The organism is Pseudomonas moorei (assembly GCF_042846945.1).
Classification (GTDB): Bacteria; Pseudomonadota; Gammaproteobacteria; order Pseudomonadales; family Pseudomonadaceae; genus Aquipseudomonas; species Aquipseudomonas moorei.
The window spans coordinates 249,473-264,362 of sequence record NZ_AP035776.1 but is presented as its reverse complement, the minus strand read 5'-3'; the positions used below and the strand labels follow the sequence as shown (position 1 = coordinate 264,362).

Annotated in this window: 17 protein-coding genes; 12 read left to right on the top strand and 5 right to left on the bottom strand. The window is 57.8% G+C overall.

Features of this window, described 5'->3' with window-relative positions:
• The first annotated feature begins 85 nt into the window (after positions 1–85).
• Positions 86–817 carry an OmpA family protein gene (locus ACGJAX_RS01250; protein ID WP_090325063.1) on the top strand — a complete coding sequence of 244 codons (732 nt, stop codon included), beginning with the start codon at positions 86–88 and terminating at the stop codon, positions 815–817.
• Positions 818–1,052: 235 nt separating this feature from the next.
• Here the strand turns inward: ACGJAX_RS01250 and ACGJAX_RS01245 are convergent, their stop codons facing one another.
• Complete coding sequence (locus ACGJAX_RS01245) at positions 1,053–1,487, bottom strand: YhcB family protein (protein ID WP_090325061.1); 435 nt, start codon at positions 1,485–1,487, stop codon at positions 1,053–1,055.
• 144 nt (positions 1,488–1,631) lie between these two features.
• Here ACGJAX_RS01245 and ACGJAX_RS01240 point away from each other — a divergent pair, with 144 nt between their 5' ends.
• The 3 genes from ACGJAX_RS01240 to zapE all read left to right on the top strand — a co-directional run bounded on the left by ACGJAX_RS01240 (position 1,632) and on the right by zapE (position 4,826).
• A complete protein-coding gene (locus ACGJAX_RS01240) occupies positions 1,632–2,261 on the top strand; it encodes an alpha/beta hydrolase (RefSeq protein ID WP_247256396.1) in 630 nt (209 codons plus the stop codon).
• Positions 2,262–2,285: 24 nt separating this feature from the next.
• Positions 2,286–3,641: a tryptophan--tRNA ligase gene (locus ACGJAX_RS01235; RefSeq protein WP_390957229.1), complete on the top strand. Its 1,356-nt coding sequence runs from the start codon at positions 2,286–2,288 to the stop codon at positions 3,639–3,641.
• A 90-nt stretch (positions 3,642–3,731) separates the two neighbouring features.
• Positions 3,732–4,826: a cell division protein ZapE gene (gene zapE / locus ACGJAX_RS01230; protein ID WP_390957228.1), complete on the top strand. Its 1,095-nt coding sequence runs from the start codon at positions 3,732–3,734 to the stop codon at positions 4,824–4,826.
• Between the two features lie 119 nt (positions 4,827–4,945).
• Here zapE and ACGJAX_RS01225 read toward each other — a convergent pair whose 3' ends face one another.
• Entirely contained in the window at positions 4,946–5,866 is a 921-nt protein-coding gene (locus ACGJAX_RS01225; RefSeq protein ID WP_174552506.1) for a GlxA family transcriptional regulator, read from the bottom strand.
• Positions 5,867–6,086: 220 nt separating this feature from the next.
• On the opposite strand from ACGJAX_RS01225, the gene ACGJAX_RS01220 reads away from it, so the two are divergent.
• Positions 6,087–7,223 (top strand): acyl-CoA dehydrogenase family protein, encoded by a 1,137-nt coding sequence (locus ACGJAX_RS01220; protein ID WP_047533029.1) that lies wholly within the window; start codon positions 6,087–6,089, stop codon positions 7,221–7,223.
• Positions 7,224–7,326: 103 nt separating this feature from the next.
• Here the strand turns inward: ACGJAX_RS01220 and ACGJAX_RS01215 are convergent, their stop codons facing one another.
• Positions 7,327–8,367, bottom strand: coding sequence for an NADP(H)-dependent aldo-keto reductase (locus ACGJAX_RS01215; protein ID WP_247256347.1), 1,041 nt, complete (start codon positions 8,365–8,367; stop codon positions 7,327–7,329).
• Positions 8,368–8,612: 245 nt separating this feature from the next.
• On the opposite strand from ACGJAX_RS01215, the gene rplM reads away from it, so the two are divergent.
• The 7 genes from rplM (at position 8,613) to ACGJAX_RS01180 (ending at position 13,501) form a co-directional block, all read left to right on the top strand.
• Positions 8,613–9,041, top strand: coding sequence for a 50S ribosomal protein L13 (rplM, locus tag ACGJAX_RS01210; protein ID WP_003228062.1), 429 nt, complete (start codon positions 8,613–8,615; stop codon positions 9,039–9,041).
• 14 nt (positions 9,042–9,055) lie between these two features.
• Positions 9,056–9,448, top strand: coding sequence for a 30S ribosomal protein S9 (gene rpsI, locus ACGJAX_RS01205; protein ID WP_003228056.1), 393 nt, complete (start codon positions 9,056–9,058; stop codon positions 9,446–9,448).
• A gap of 268 nt (positions 9,449–9,716) precedes the next feature.
• A complete protein-coding gene (gene petA / locus ACGJAX_RS01200) occupies positions 9,717–10,310 on the top strand; it encodes a ubiquinol-cytochrome c reductase iron-sulfur subunit (RefSeq protein WP_034149537.1) in 594 nt (197 codons plus the stop codon).
• On the top strand, positions 10,310–11,521 hold the full coding sequence (locus ACGJAX_RS01195; RefSeq protein WP_247256348.1) for a cytochrome bc complex cytochrome b subunit: 1,212 nt from the start codon (positions 10,310–10,312) through the stop codon (positions 11,519–11,521). The genes petA and ACGJAX_RS01195 overlap by 1 nt, the downstream gene beginning before the upstream one ends.
• Complete coding sequence (locus ACGJAX_RS01190) at positions 11,521–12,303, top strand: cytochrome c1 (protein ID WP_090325053.1); 783 nt, start codon at positions 11,521–11,523, stop codon at positions 12,301–12,303. Before ACGJAX_RS01195 ends, ACGJAX_RS01190 begins: the two co-directional genes overlap by 1 nt.
• A gap of 150 nt (positions 12,304–12,453) precedes the next feature.
• Entirely contained in the window at positions 12,454–13,071 is a 618-nt protein-coding gene (locus ACGJAX_RS01185) for a glutathione S-transferase N-terminal domain-containing protein (protein WP_007972581.1), read from the top strand.
• A gap of 16 nt (positions 13,072–13,087) precedes the next feature.
• Positions 13,088–13,501 (top strand): ClpXP protease specificity-enhancing factor, encoded by a 414-nt coding sequence (locus ACGJAX_RS01180; protein WP_090325051.1) that lies wholly within the window; start codon positions 13,088–13,090, stop codon positions 13,499–13,501.
• A 155-nt stretch (positions 13,502–13,656) separates the two neighbouring features.
• Here ACGJAX_RS01180 and ACGJAX_RS01175 read toward each other — a convergent pair whose 3' ends face one another.
• Both ACGJAX_RS01175 and ACGJAX_RS01170 read right to left on the bottom strand, forming a co-directional pair.
• Entirely contained in the window at positions 13,657–14,235 is a 579-nt protein-coding gene (locus ACGJAX_RS01175) for a BON domain-containing protein (RefSeq protein WP_090325050.1), read from the bottom strand.
• A complete protein-coding gene (locus tag ACGJAX_RS01170) occupies positions 14,232–14,825 on the bottom strand; it encodes a phosphoheptose isomerase (RefSeq protein WP_007904374.1) in 594 nt (197 codons plus the stop codon). Before ACGJAX_RS01170 ends, ACGJAX_RS01175 begins: the two co-directional genes overlap by 4 nt.
• Positions 14,826–14,890: the final 65 nt, after the last annotated feature.

The following is a 14,890-nucleotide window of genomic DNA, read 5'->3' as shown; positions in this document are numbered from 1 at the left end:
TTGTCCGGCGAGACGATCCAACGCCCGCAATGGTTCGATGCTTAAGTTCGTTGCACCACAGAATGTAAAAAAGTAGGAGCTCTACATGTTCACCACGCGTCCTTTGATTATTGTTGCTACTGCCGTGGCGCTGTTGTCTGGTTGTGCATCGCCCAACCCGTACAACGACCAGGGCCAGGCGGATAGCGGCTCCACGGGCATGAGCAAAACCGCTAAATACGGTGGTCTCGGCGCTCTGGCCGGTGCTGTGGCGGGTGCTGCCATCAACCACGATAACCGTGGCAAAGGGGCATTGATTGGCGCAGCTCTGGGCGGTGCTTCCGCTGCGGGTTATGGCTACTACGCGGACCAGCAGGAGAAAAAACTGCGGGCCAGCATGGCCAACACAGGTGTTGAAGTGCAGCGTCAAGGCGATCAGATCAAGCTGATCATGCCGGGCAATATCACGTTCGCCACTGATTCGGCGAACATCGCTCCGAGCTTCTACCAGCCGCTGAACAACCTGGCCGGCTCGCTGAAAGAGTTCAACCAGAACCAGATCGAAATTGTCGGCTACACCGACAGCACCGGCAGCCGCCAGCACAATATGGACCTGTCCCAGCGTCGCGCGCAGAGTGTGGCGACCTACCTGACTTCGCAAGGCGTCAGCGGTGCCAACCTGAGCGCCCGTGGCGCTGGTCCGGATAACCCGATCGCCAACAACGGTGACGTCAACGGCCGTGCACAGAACCGTCGTGTCGAGGTCAACCTCAAGGCGATTCCGGGTCAGCAGTATGGCAGTCAGCAGCAACCGGGCACGGTTCAGCAATACCCTTGATCGTCTGATTGAACCCCAGGCGTGAAAGAGCCGCCCGATCCTAAACAGATCGGGCGGTTTTTTTTGTCATTGATTCCGGCCCCATCGCGAGCAGGCTTACACACAGTTCAAATGCGGCCCTTTTGTGAGAGCGAGCCTGCTCGCGATGGGGCAGACCAGGCAAAGACGAGTTCAAAAACAAAAAAAGCCCCCGGACAATCGCTCGTCCGAGGGCTTTTTCACGTCTGAGACCTGATTACTTCTTCAGGCCGTAATGCTCGTCGAGCATGCCCGGTGCGTTCGGGGCTTTAGGCGCGTAGTCGCGTGGAGGTTCCTGATTGCGCGGCGGCGTCAGGCGTTCCCGTGGAGCCTGCACCGCGTCGGCGTGCAGGGAGGCCAGCAAGCGTTGGCGGGTCTGCTCGTCCAGGGCCAGGCGATTGGCACCCTCGGCGAGATGATCCTGCACTTCCTGATAGCTCTGAGTCAGTTTCTTGACCAGTGTTGCAGTGCTGTTGAAGTGGGTCACCACCTCATTCTGATAATTGTCGAAACGTTCCTGAATATCGTCCAGCTGACGTTGCGTGCTGCTAGGCGCGGCATTCGGCGCCAGGCGAGCGATCAGGAATCCAATGGCGACACCCACAACCAGGGCAAGAGTCGGCAACAACCAAACTAAGAGCGAGTGTTCCACGAGTCCTTCCTCTATAAACGGCTTTGCTTTACGTTAACGGCTCGAACCTGCGCTGTATACCGCGATTCGCTCGCAATAGACAGTTGCAGACAATCTGCTAGACGAGTCGACCCGATTCGAGGTCACGGAGTTCCTTCCTTGCTGATGCGTGAAACCCCTGTAGTGATTGATGGCCCGGTCGGTCAACTGGAAGCACTTTACCTGGACAACGAGCAGCCGCGAGGCCTGGCGCTGATCTGCCATCCGAACCCGGTGCAGGGCGGCACCATGCTCAACAAAGTGGTCTCGACCCTGCAGCGCACCGCGCGCGATGCCGGTTTGATTACCCTGCGTTTCAACTACCGTGGCGTCGGTGCCAGCGAAGGCTCGCACGACATGGGCACCGGTGAGGTCGATGATGCCCAGGCCGTGGCCACGTGGTTTCGGGCCAAACACCCGGATTTGCCGCTGAACCTGTTCGGATTCTCCTTCGGCGGTTTTGTTGCGGCAAGTCTGGGCGGACGCCTGGAAGCGCAGGGTGAGCGGCTCAAACACGTGTTCATGGTTGCGCCGGCGGTCATGCGCCTGGGCGATCAGCACTCGTTGCCGCAACAGGGCGAACTGACCCTTATTCAGCCGGAAACCGACGAAGTCATCGATCCGCAGCTCGTTTACCAATGGTCCGACAAGCTCGAACGTCCCCATGAGCTGCTGAAAGTGGCAGAATGCGGACACTTTTTTCATGGCAAGCTGACCGATCTCAAGGATCTGATCCTGCCGCGTCTTTCGAATTGATTGCAGTCTGACAAGCGATTACCCATGACGACTCGTACCCGTATCCTCACCGGCATCACCACCACCGGCACGCCGCACCTGGGCAACTACGCCGGCGCCATTCGCCCGGCGATCCTTGCCAGCCGTGACAGCAATGCCGATTCGTTCTACTTCCTGGCGGACTATCACGCCCTGATCAAATGCGATGACCCGCTGCGCATCCAGCGCTCGCGTCTGGAAATCGCCGCGACCTGGCTGGCCGGTGGCCTGGATGTGGACCGCGTGACCTTCTATCGCCAGTCCGACATCCCGGAAATCCCTGAACTGACCTGGCTGCTGACCTGCGTCGCCGCCAAGGGCCTGCTCAACCGTGCCCACGCTTACAAGGCCTCGGTGGACAAGAACATCGAGACCGGCGAAGACCCGGACGCCGGTATCACCATGGGCCTGTACAGCTACCCGGTGCTGATGGCGGCGGACATCCTGATGTTCAACGCGCATAAGGTGCCGGTCGGTCGCGACCAGATCCAACACGTGGAAATGGCCCGGGATATCGGTCAGCGCTTCAACCACCTGTTCGGCCAGGGCAAAGAGTTCTTCACCATGCCCGAGGCATTGATCGAGGAAAGCGTTGCCACGCTGCCAGGCCTCGACGGTCGCAAGATGTCGAAAAGCTACGACAACACCATTCCATTGTTCAGCAGCGCCAAAGAGATGAAGGACGCGATTTCGCGGATCGTCACCGACTCCCGTGCGCCGGGCGAAGCGAAAGATCCGGACAATTCGCACTTGTTCACCCTGTTCCAGGCGTTTGCCACGCCGGCGCAATCCGACGAGTTCCGCAGCGAACTGCTGCAGGGCCTGGGTTGGGGCGAGGCGAAGAATCGCCTGTTCCAGTTGCTGGACAATGAGTTGGGCGAGTCACGCGAGCGCTATCACCAATTGATCGAGCGCCCGGCAGACCTGGAAGACATCCTGCAACACGGCGCGAAAAAAGCCCGTGCGGTGGCGACACCTTTCCTCAATGAGCTGCGTGAAGCGGTTGGCCTGCGCTCTTTCGTCGCCCAGACCCAGGTGGCGGCGAGCACCAAGAAAAAAGCGGCGAAAGCCGCGCGCTTTGTCAGCTTCCGCGAAGACGACGGCAGTTTCCGCTTCCGTCTGCTGGCGGCCGATGGCGAACAGTTGCTGCTCTCGCGCAATTTCGCTGACGGTAAAACCGCTGGCCAGGTGACCAAGCAGCTGCAATCGGGCCAGCCACTGGACGTGCGCAATGAAGACCTGAGCTTCGGCGTCTGGCTGGAAGGCGAGTGTGTCGCCCAGAGCCCAGCCTTCGCTGACAGCGCTGCGCGCGATGCTGCAATCGAAGCATTGCGGATCGCTCTGACGCCTGTTCAGGAATAATCAGCGGCACGGCCCGACCAAGGGCTGATTGCCATTCCCACGGGCCATCGCTACAGTGACGGCCCGTTTTTGTTGCCTTGCTAACGAATTATGACGCCCCTAGAACGATATCAAGCTGATCTGAAACGCCCGGAATTCTTCCATGACGCTGCGCAGGAAACGGCTGTGCGTCATTTGCAGCGCCTGTACGACGATCTGGTCGCGGCCGAGCAGAACAAACCGGGCCTGCTGGGCAAACTGTTTGGCAAGAAGGATCAGACCCCGGTCAAGGGCCTGTACTTCTGGGGCGGCGTGGGTCGCGGCAAGACTTACCTGGTCGACACCTTCTTCGAAGCGCTGCCGTTCAAGGAAAAGTCCCGCACTCACTTCCACCGCTTCATGAAGCGCGTGCACGAAGAGATGAAAACCCTGGGCGGCGAGAAAAACCCGCTCACAATCATCGCCAAGCGTTTTTCCACCGAAGCCCGAGTGATCTGCTTCGATGAGTTCTTCGTTTCCGACATCACTGACGCCATGATCCTTGGCACCTTGATGGAAGAACTGTTCAAGAACGGCGTGACCCTGGTCGCGACCTCGAACATCGTGCCGGACGGTCTGTACAAGGACGGCCTGCAGCGCGCGCGTTTCCTGCCGGCCATTGCGCTGATCAAGCAGAACACCGAGATCGTCAACGTCGACAGCGGTGTCGATTACCGTCTGCGTCACCTCGAACAAGCGGAGCTCTTCCACTTTCCGCTCGACGAAGCGTCCCACGAAAGTCTGCGCAAAAGCTTCCGTGCGCTGACGCCAGAGTGCACGGCAGCGATCGAGAACGACGTGCTGATGATCGAAAACCGCGAGATCCGTGCCCTGCGCACCTGCGATGACGTGGCCTGGTTCGACTTCCGCGAACTGTGCGACGGCCCGCGCAGCCAGAACGACTACATCGAACTGGGCAAGATCTTCCACGCCGTGTTGCTTAGCGGTGTCGAACAGATGAGCGTCACCACCGACGACATCGCTCGACGGTTCATCAATATGGTCGACGAGTTCTACGACCGTAACGTGAAACTGATCATTTCTGCCGAAGTCGAGCTCAAGGATCTCTACACCGGCGGTCGCCTGAACTTTGAGTTTCAGCGTACCCTCAGCCGTCTGCTGGAAATGCAATCCCACGAATTCCTGGCCCGCGCGCACAAGCCGTAGGACGGTTCGGAAAACAAAAAGGGCCTGCACATGCAGGCCCTTTTTTATGCCTTCAGACTCGCCACAAACCCCGTGGGAGCGAGCTCGCGTCCACATTGGATTTATGTTGAAGCCTGGACCTAAGCCGCCTGCTGAAACTGCTGCCGATACTGGTTCGGCGACAGCTCCGTGTGCTGGCGGAACAGGCGGGCGAAAAAGCTCGCATCGTCGTAGCCGACTTCATAGCTGATGGTCTTGATGCTCTTGCGGCTGCCGGACAGCAGGCCCTTGGCGGTTTCGATGCGCAGGCGTTGCAGGTAGTGCAGGGGCTTGTCGCCGGTGGCGGTCTGGAAGCGGCGCATGAAGTTGCGGATGCTCATGCCGTGTTCGCGGGCGACGTCTTCGAAGCGGAACTTGTCGGCAAAGTGTTCTTCGAGCCAATGCTGGATCTGCAGGATGATCACGTCTTGATGCAGCTTCTGCCCGCCGAAGCCGATGCGGCCCGGTGAGTAGCTGCGCTGGACTTCATAAAGAATGTCCCGTGCCACGGCCTGGGAGACATTGGCGCCGCAGAAACGCTCGATCAGATAGATATAGAGATCGCACGCCGATGTGGTGCCGCCGGCGCAGTACAGGTTGTCGGCGTCGGTCAGGTGTTTGTCCTGGTTGAGCTGGACCTGTGGAAAGCGTTCGGCGAAGGCGTTGAAGAAGCGCCAGTAGGTGGTTGCTTCCTTGCCATTGAGCAGTCCGGCCTCGGCCAGCCAGAACACTCCGGTGGCCTCGCCGCAAAGCACCGCGCCGCGGGCGTGTTGCTGGCGCAGCCAGGGCAGTACCTGTGGATAACGTTTGCTCAGGGTATCGAAATCGTCCCAGAAGGCGGGGATGACAATGATGTCGGCATTTTCCAGACCACCGTCTACCGGGATCTTCACATCGCTGAATGTGTTGACCGACTGGCCGTCGGGGCTGACCAGGCGTGTTTCGAACGCGGGAGTCAGGCCGTGGCCGAGCTGTTTGCCGTAGCGCAGGCTGGCGAGGTGGAAGAAATCCTTGGCTTGCATGAGGGTGGAAGCGAAAACCCGGTCGATGGCCAGGATGCTGACGCGCCGCAGGGGCGTGGAGGCTTGGTTAGACATAATTCAACTTTATTTTTATAGGGGAAAGTGGTCACCAGACGGCTGGATCGTCTTATTTTTTGTCGGATGTGTCCAGTGTTCTGTATCGGAAGTGAGGCTTAGTCTCTGAAGGTTGATTCCTGCTAAATACCCAGAAAGGTGCCGCATGATTCCCAGAACCCTGTTCAGTTCCGAGCACGAACTTTTTCGCGACAGTGTACGAACCTTCCTTGAAAAAGAGGCGGTGCCGTTCCACGGACAATGGGAAAAGCAGGGCTACATCGACCGCCAACTCTGGAACAAAGCAGGGGAGGCGGGAATGTTGTGCTCGCATCTGCCGGAGGAGTACGGCGGGTTGGGCGCAGACTTTCTCTACAGTGCGGTGGTGATCGAGGAGGTTGGGCGCCTGGGGTTGACCGGCATCGGTTTTTCCCTGCATTCGGACATCGTGGCGCCGTACATCCTGCATTACGGCAGTGAGATGCTGAAGCACAAATACTTGCCGAAACTGGTCTCCGGGGAGCTGGTTACGGCCATCGCCATGACCGAACCAGGGGCCGGATCCGACCTCCAGGGCGTCAAGACCACTGCGGTGCTGGATGGCGACGAGTACGTGATCAACGGCTCGAAGACTTTTATCACCAATGGCTTTCTCGCTGACTTGGTGATTGTCGTTGCCAAGACCGATCCCAAGGCCGGCGCGAAGGGCACCAGCCTGTTTTTGGTGGAAGCCAATACGCCAGGCTTTGAAAAGGGCAAGCGCCTGGAGAAGGTCGGCATGAAAGCCCAGGACACGTCCGAACTATTTTTCCAGGACGTTCGGGTGCCCAAGGAAAATCTGCTGGGCCAGGCCGGGATGGGTTTTGCTTACCTGATGCAGGAATTGCCCCAGGAGCGCCTCACCGTGGCCATCGGCGGCTTGGCTTCCGCCGAGGCTGCATTGCAATGGACGCTGGAGTACACCCGCGAACGCAAGGCGTTTGGCAAGGCGATTGCGGACTTCCAGAATACCCGCTTCAAACTGGCGGAAATGGCGACAGAAATTCAGATTGGTCGTGTCTTTGTGGATCGCTGCCTGGAATTGCATCTGCAAGGCAAGCTCGATGTGCCAACAGCCGCGATGGCCAAATACTGGGGCACCGACCTGCAATGCAAGGTCCTCGACGAGTGCGTGCAGTTGCATGGTGGTTACGGCTTTATGTGGGAATACCCGATCGCCCGGGCGTGGGCGGATGCGCGGGTGCAGCGGATCTATGCCGGGACCAATGAAATCATGAAGGAGATTATTGCCCGGTCGCTTTGATCTGAGTTGGCAGGCCAGACGCCATCGCGGGCAGCCACACTCCCACAGGCTCCAGGATTCCTGTGGGAGTGTGGCATCGCCCGCGATGAGATCTAAAGGTCAATCAAGGCGCAGGATTCGGGTGATCCTTATGGATCGCTTCGATCCCTTCCAGCACTTCCTCTGACAGCTTCAGATCGAAGCTGGCAATGTTGCTCTCCAGTTGCTCCAGGGTGGTCGCGCCAATGATGTTGCTGGTCACGAACGGCTGTTGCGTCACGAACGCCAGGGCCATTTGCGCCGGGTCCAGGCCGTGTTCGCGAGCCAGCGCCACATAACGGCTGCAGGCAGCTTCCGACTGTGGGTTGAAGTAGCGGCTGAAGCGGCTGTATAGGCTCAGGCGACCTTTTGGTGGACGCGCGCCCCCTTCGTATTTGCCCGACAGGAACCCGAACGCCAGCGGTGAATAAGCGAGCAGGCCGCACTGTTCACGAATGGCGATTTCCGCCAGGCCGACCTCGAAACTGCGATTGAGCAGGTTGTAGGGGTTCTGGATCGATACCGCGCGCGGCCAGCCACGGGCTTCGGCCAGGGCGAGGAAGCGCATGGTGCCCCAGGGTGTTTCGTTGGACAGGCCGATGTGGCGGATCTTGCCGGCCTTGACCTGCTCGTCCAGTGCTTCGAGGGTGTCTTCCAGGGGCGTCAGATTGGCTTCGATCTTGTGCTTGTACCCCAGTTGACCGAAGAAATTGGTGCTGCGCTCCGGCCAGTGCAACTGGTACAGGTCGATGTAATCGGTCTGCAGGCGCTTGAGGCTGGCGTCCACGGCTTCAGTGATGTGCTGTCGATTGTGCCGCAGGTTCTTGTCGCGGATGTAGTCGATGGTATTGCCCGGACCGGCGATCTTGCTGGCCAGGATCCAGTCGGCACGGTCGCCGCGGCTTTTGAAATAATTGCCGATGTAGCGTTCGGTGGTGGCGTAGGTTTCGGCCTTGGGCGGCACCGGGTACATCTCGGCGGTGTCGATGAAGTTGATCCCGGCACTCTTGGCCCGTTCAATCTGTGCGAAGGCTTCAGCTTCGCTGTTTTGCTCGCCCCAGGTCATGGTTCCGAGGCAGATGGCACTCACGTTTAGATTGGTCCGGCCTAGCTGGCGATAGTCCATCGGGTGCTCCTTGGGCAAAACAATCATAAAAGCAGGTTGAATTATTTTTCGCAATCTGCATAATTGCGCACCTCTTTCTGCAGTGGAAGTGATGCCCCGCCGCCGAAGAATCTTGCCGTTGAACGGACGCGCCGACCCGAGCCCCCGAAAGCGTCTGTATCCGGCTGCCTTTGACTTGTCAAAGTACGCACTATTCAGTAAGATCCGCCGTCTAATTTACAGGGCGGCCCCTGAGGCTATAAAGAATGAAAACTTTTACTGCTAAACCGGAAACAGTAAAGCGCGACTGGTTTGTCGTCGACGCTGCTGGTCAGACCCTGGGTCGTCTGGCCACCGAAATCGCGAGCCGTCTGCGTGGCAAGCACAAGCCTGAGTACACTCCTCACGTTGACACCGGCGACTACATCGTCGTAATCAACGCTGAGCAGATCCGTGTTACCGGTGCTAAAACCACTGACAAAATGTACTACTCCCACTCCGGTTTCCCGGGCGGTATCAAGTCGATCAACTTTGAAAAGCTGATCGCCAAGGCCCCTGAGCGCGTGATCGAGACCGCGGTCAAAGGCATGCTGCCTAAGAACCCGCTGGGTCGCGACATGTACCGTAAGCTGAAAGTCTATGCGGGCGCTGCACACCCTCATACTGCTCAGCAGCCCCAAGAACTGAAGATTTAACGGAATAGTTCATTATGTCGGCGACTCAAAATTACGGCACTGGCCGTCGCAAGACCGCAACCGCACGCGTTTTCCTGCGTCCGGGTACTGGTAACATCTCCATCAACAACCGTTCGCTGGATAATTTCTTCGGCCGTGAAACTGCCCGCATGGTAGTTCGTCAGCCGCTGGAATTGACTGAGACTGTCGAGAAGTTCGACATCTACGTCACCGTGATCGGTGGTGGTGTAAGTGGTCAAGCTGGCGCAATCCGCCACGGCATCACTCGCGCTCTGATGGATTACGACGAGACTCTGCGCAGCGCTCTGCGTAAAGCCGGCTTCGTAACCCGCGATGCACGTGAAGTTGAACGTAAGAAAGTTGGTCTGCGTAAAGCGCGTAAGCGTCCGCAGTACTCGAAGCGTTAATTCGCTTCCACGTTCAAAAAAGAACGCCCAGTTTCCTCACGGAGCTGGGCGTTTTTTTATGTGTGCGATTTATCAAAGAATTGCGCTGTGACAACTTGCCACACGCGTAGAGCCCCTATACTACAAGGCTTGGGAGTGGTGCCCTCAGGTAATTACCTTGTCAGAATTGGGGGTTTTCATTACCATTCGGCAAAATTTTTATAAGTACATAGATTTACTTAGTAGATGCCTGATTTAACAGGCCACAAAGCTGATGGGAGAGGACTGAATGAGCAATGACGGCGTGAATGCAGGCCGGCGTCGCTTCTTGGTAGCAGCCACATCCGTGGTGGGTGCTGCAGGAGCGGTGGGGGCTGCGGTCCCGTTCGTGGGGTCATGGTTTCCCAGTGCCAAGGCGAAAGCCGCAGGTGCACCGGTGAAAGTGAATGTCAGCAAAATCGAGCCAGGCCAGCAGATGATTGCTGAGTGGCGCGGCCAGCCGGTGTTCATCGTCCGCCGTACGCAGGAAATCCTGGGGAATCTGAAGAAGATCGAGGGCCAGTTGTCTGACCCTACCTCCAAGAACTCGACTCAACCAACCTATGTTGATCCGGAAACCCGTTCGATCAAACCTGAGGTTCTGCTGCTGATCGGTATCTGCACGCACCTCGGTTGCTCGCCGACTTTCCGTCCGGAAGTCGCTCCCGCAGATCTTGGCAAAGATTGGGTAGGTGGCTATTTCTGCCCATGCCACGGCTCCCACTACGACCTGGCTGGCCGCGTCTACAAGTCGCAACCTGCGCCTTTGAACCTGCCAGTTCCCCCGCATTCCTATGAGACCGATGACATCATTGTCGTTGGCGTCGATACGGAGAAAGCGTGATGAGCAAGTTCATGGATTGGGTTGATGCGCGCTTTCCCGCGACCAAAATGTGGGAAGACCATCTCAGCAAGTACTACGCCCCGAAGAACTTCAACTTCTTCTACTTCTTTGGTTCCCTGGCGCTGCTCGTTCTGGTCAACCAGATCGTTACCGGTGTCTGGCTGACCATGAGCTACACCCCGTCGGCGGAAGAAGCGTTTGCTTCCGTCGAATACATCATGCGCGACGTCGAGTACGGCTCGATCCTGCGTCTGCTGCACTCCACCGGTGCTTCGGCGTTCTTTATCGTGGTCTATCTGCACATGTTCCGTGGCTTGCTCTACGGTTCGTATCAGAAACCGCGTGAGCTGGTGTGGGTCTTCGGCATGCTGATTTACCTGGCGCTGATGGCTGAGGCTTTCATGGGCTACCTGCTGCCGTGGGGTCAGATGTCCTACTGGGGTGCCCAGGTGATCATCTCGCTGTTCGGTGCGATCCCGGTCATCGGTAACGACCTGACCCAGTGGATCCGCGGTGACTACCTGATTTCCGGCATTACCCTGAACCGCTTCTTCGCCCTGCACGTGGTTGCCTTGCCAATCGTGATTCTCGGCCTGGTGGTGCTGCACGTTCTGGCATTGCACGAAGTCGGTTCGAACAACCCGGACGGCGTGGACATCAAGAAGCACAAGGACGAAAACGGCGTGCCGCTGGACGGTATTGCCTTCCACCCGTACTACACCGTGAAAGATATCGTCGGCGTGGTGGTGTTCCTGTTTATCTTCTGTTCGATCGTGTTCTTCTTCCCGGAAATGGGTGGCTACTTCCTCGAGAAGCCGAACTTTGAAGTGGCAAACGCCTTCAAGACTCCCGAGCACATCGCTCCGGTCTGGTACTTCACACCGTTCTACGCCATCTTGCGCGCCGTTCCGGACAAGCTCTTCGGCGTTATCGCAATGGGTGCGGCCATCGCCGTGCTGTTCGTCCTGCCGTGGCTGGACCGTAGTCCGGTCAAGTCGATGCGCTACAAGGGCTGGCTGAGCAAAATCTGGCTCTGGGTGTTCTGCATCGCGTTCGTGATCCTGGGTGTGCTGGGCGTTCTGGCTCCGACCCCTGAGCGCACGCTGCTGTCGCAGGTATGTACCATCCTGTACTTCGCCTACTTCATTCTGATGCCGTTCTACACCAGGCTCGAGAAGACCAAACCGGTTCCGGAAAGGGTGACTGGCTGATGAAAAAGCTATTTGCTGTACTTATTCTTGCGGCTATGCCGGTACTGTCCTTCGCGGCCGAACACGGTGGTCCAGAGCTGGAAAAAGTCGATATCGACGTTTCCGACAAAGCGGCCATGCAGGACGGCGCGCGTACGTTCGCCAACTATTGCATGGGTTGCCACAGCGCCAAGTTCCAGCGCTATGAGCGTGTCGCTGATGACCTGGGCATACCTCATGAGCTGATGCTCGAGAAGCTGGTGTTCACAGGCGCCAAGATCGGCGACCACATGAGCATCGGCATGCAGCCTGCTGACGCCAAGACCTGGTTCGGTGCGGCGCCGCCCGATCTGACGCTGGTTGCACGCGTTCGTGGTACTGACTGGCTTTATGGTTACCTGAAGTCGTTCTACGAAGATCCGGCGCGCCCTTGGGGTGTGAACAACAAGGTCTTCCCGAATGTCGGCATGCCTAACGTCCTGGTCGGCCTGCAAGGCCGTCAGGTTGTCGGTTGCAAACAGGTTCAAATCGTTGAAGACGGCAAGAAGCAATTTGATCCGCTGACCGGTACGCCGCTGACACATGAAGCGTGCGATCAGCTGACCATCCTGCCGAAAACGGGTGCTTTGACCGAAGAGCAGTTCGATGAGAAGGTCAAGAATCTGGTAACCTTCCTGGCTTACTCGGCTAACCCGGTTAAGCTGCAACATCAGCGCATCGGTACGTATGTATTGCTGTACCTGGCTTTCTTCTTCGTGTTCGCATACCTGCTCAAGCGCGAATACTGGAAAGATGTGCACTGATAAAGCTTTAAGCAATTGCTGTTAATCGCGCGCGCCCAAGGGCGTCTCTGAAGGTGTAACGAGCCTGGTCATCCAGGCGTTACGGGAGACGCCCTATGGGCGCGCTCGTTTTTCCGCTTCCGATAATTTCTACAAGCGAGGAGGACCGCCATGGGCGTGACCAATCGGTTGGCCTGTTACTCCGACCCCGCCGACCACTATTCCCACCGAGTGCGAATCGTACTGGCAGAGAAGGGTGTAAGCGCCGAGATCATTTATGTGGAAGCTGGCCGTCAGCCGCCTAAACTGATCGAAGTGAACCCTTATGGCAGCTTGCCCACCCTGGTCGATCGTGACCTGGCGTTGTGGGAATCAACGGTGGTGATGGAATATCTGGATGAGCGTTACCCGCACCCGCCACTACTGCCAGTTTATCCGGTGGCGCGTGCCAACAGTCGTTTGTTGATTCATCGTATTCAGCGTGACTGGTGCGGTCTGGTGGATCTGATCCTGGATTCGCGGACCAAAGAGGCAGCTCGAGCCGTAGCGCGTAAAGAGCTGCGCGAAAGTCTGACAGGCGTGTCGCCGTTGTTCGCCGACAAGCCGTTTTTCCTCAGTGAGGAGCAAAGCCTGGTGGATTGCTGCCTATTGCCAATACTCTGGCGATTGCCGATTCTGGGTATAGAACTGCCGCGGCCAGCCAAGCCGCTGCTTGATTACATGGAGCGCCAGTTTGCGCGTGAGGCTTTCCAGGCAAGTCTGTCTGGTGTCGAACGCGATATGCGCTAAGGCTTAAGGAGCCGCTATGAACTCCAGTCGACCTTATCTGGTCCGCGCGCTCTACGAGTGGATTGTGGATAACGATTGCACCCCGCACATGCTGGTCAACTCCGAGTATCCGTCGGTGCAGGTGCCGCAGGGTTTTGCCAGTGATGGACAAATTGTCCTGAATGTATCGCCGCAGGCCGTGCGCCATTTGCACATGGATAACGAAGCGGTCAGTTTCGAGGGGCGCTTCGGTGGCGTGCCACACACGCTATACGTGCCTATCGCATCGATCCTGGGTATTTACGCCCGGGAGAACGGCCAGGGCATGGTGTTTGATCTGGAATCGCCTATGGAAGACGAGGATGAGATCGAGCCGGATGACGACCTCCCGCCACCCGACAGCGAGCCGCCGCGTCCTAGCGGCCGACCAAGTTTGAAGGTAGTGAAATAAAAAAAGGGTGATCCGCAAGGATCACCCTTTTTTTATTTCACCGCCTTCAAACGATGTAGGAGCGAGCCTGCTCGCGATGGGTGTGAACGATAACGCGGGCTGTCTGAATGAACGTATTCACCGGCGTTTTTCGCGAGCAGGCTGGCTCACAGGTCTTAATCGATGTACTCGAACAGCTTCACAATCTTCTGCACACCAGAAACGCCTTGCACCAGATTGGTTGCCTGAGCGGCTTCCTGTTTGGTCAGCAGGCCCAGCAGGTAGACGATGCCATTTTCCGTGACGACCTTGATACGTGAGCCGGGGATGTTCGGGTCAGTAAGCATCTGAGTCTTGATCTTGGAAGTCAGCCAGGTGTCGTTCTGGCGGGCAAGGAAGCCGGAGGGTGGCAGAATCTGCAGTTCGTTGTGGACTGTCTTCACCCGTTGAACAGCGGCGGCGGCCTGTTCGGCCTTGGCCTTGAGGTCTGCGCGCGGGGTTTGTCCGGCAAGCAGTACCACGCCGTTGAAGCTGGTGACGACGATATGGGAATCGTTGTCCAGGGCCGGATCGGCCTTGGCGATGTTCACACCGACCTTGGTGTCGATCAGGGAGTCATCGATCTTGCTGCCGAAGGTGCGGGTGCCGCGGTCATCTTCAATCGGTGCTTCACGGCTGGCACTTACCACCGAGGTGCAGCCGCTGATGCCGAGGCACAGGGTCAGGGCCAGTAGGCCGAGGCGATTAGGGGTCATTCTTCACTCCCGAACAGTTGGCTGTCGATCAGATCGCATAGGCAATGGATCGCCAGCAGGTGGACTTCCTGGATACGTGCGGTGACATTGGCCGGAACGCGAATCTCCACGTCCTCGGGTAGCAGCAGCGATGCCATGCCGCCGCCATCGCGACCCGTCAATGCTACGACAATCATTTCGCGATCATGTGCGGCCTGGATCGCTTGAATAATGTTTGCCGAGTTGCCGCTGGTGGAAATCGCCAGCAGCACGTCGCCCGGCTGACCAAGGGCGCGGATCTGCTTGGAGAATATTTCGTTGTAGCTGTAATCGTTGGCGATTGAGGTGATCGTCGAGCTGTCAGTGGTCAGCGCAATGGCTGGCAGGCTTGGTCGCTCACGCTCGAAGCGGTTCAGCAGCTCGGACGAGAAGTGCTGGGCATCGCCAGCAGAGCCGCCATTGCCGCAGGAGAGCATTTTGCCTTCGTTGAGCAGGGCGTTGACCATCACCTGGCTGGCTTGCTCGATGTGCGGTGCAAGTACGTCCATCGCCTGTTGCTTGGTGTCGATACTGGCCTGAAAAAGCTGGCGAATTCGGGATTGCATGTCCATCTGTGTGACCTTAATGAGCGCGGCTGTCCGGCACGTGAATGTGCAGCCCGCAAAGCAAAGAGCAA

What these genes read in the sequence shown, in the direction of transcription:
- ACGJAX_RS01190 (WP_090325053.1), top strand. Translation starts at nt 11,521, where the DNA reads ATGAAAAAGCTATTTGCTGTACTTATTCTTGCGGCTATGCCGGTACTG.
- ACGJAX_RS01225 (WP_174552506.1), bottom strand. Translation starts at nt 5,866, where the DNA reads ATGCAAGCCAAGGATTTCTTCCACCTCGCCAGCCTGCGCTACGGCAAA.
- rpsI (WP_003228056.1), top strand. Translation starts at nt 9,056, where the DNA reads ATGTCGGCGACTCAAAATTACGGCACTGGCCGTCGCAAGACCGCAACC.
- zapE (WP_390957228.1), top strand. Translation starts at nt 3,732, where the DNA reads ATGACGCCCCTAGAACGATATCAAGCTGATCTGAAACGCCCGGAATTC.
- ACGJAX_RS01170 (WP_007904374.1), bottom strand. Translation starts at nt 14,825, where the DNA reads ATGGACATGCAATCCCGAATTCGCCAGCTTTTTCAGGCCAGTATCGAC.
- ACGJAX_RS01220 (WP_047533029.1), top strand. Translation starts at nt 6,087, where the DNA reads ATGATTCCCAGAACCCTGTTCAGTTCCGAGCACGAACTTTTTCGCGAC.
- ACGJAX_RS01250 (WP_090325063.1), top strand. Translation starts at nt 86, where the DNA reads ATGTTCACCACGCGTCCTTTGATTATTGTTGCTACTGCCGTGGCGCTG.
- ACGJAX_RS01240 (WP_247256396.1), top strand. Translation starts at nt 1,632, where the DNA reads ATGCGTGAAACCCCTGTAGTGATTGATGGCCCGGTCGGTCAACTGGAA.
- ACGJAX_RS01175 (WP_090325050.1), bottom strand. Translation starts at nt 14,235, where the DNA reads ATGACCCCTAATCGCCTCGGCCTACTGGCCCTGACCCTGTGCCTCGGC.
- ACGJAX_RS01185 (WP_007972581.1), top strand. Translation starts at nt 12,454, where the DNA reads ATGGGCGTGACCAATCGGTTGGCCTGTTACTCCGACCCCGCCGACCAC.
- ACGJAX_RS01195 (WP_247256348.1), top strand. Translation starts at nt 10,310, where the DNA reads ATGAGCAAGTTCATGGATTGGGTTGATGCGCGCTTTCCCGCGACCAAA.
- ACGJAX_RS01215 (WP_247256347.1), bottom strand. Translation starts at nt 8,367, where the DNA reads ATGGACTATCGCCAGCTAGGCCGGACCAATCTAAACGTGAGTGCCATC.
- rplM (WP_003228062.1), top strand. Translation starts at nt 8,613, where the DNA reads ATGAAAACTTTTACTGCTAAACCGGAAACAGTAAAGCGCGACTGGTTT.
- ACGJAX_RS01235 (WP_390957229.1), top strand. Translation starts at nt 2,286, where the DNA reads ATGACGACTCGTACCCGTATCCTCACCGGCATCACCACCACCGGCACG.
- petA (WP_034149537.1), top strand. Translation starts at nt 9,717, where the DNA reads ATGAGCAATGACGGCGTGAATGCAGGCCGGCGTCGCTTCTTGGTAGCA.
- ACGJAX_RS01180 (WP_090325051.1), top strand. Translation starts at nt 13,088, where the DNA reads ATGAACTCCAGTCGACCTTATCTGGTCCGCGCGCTCTACGAGTGGATT.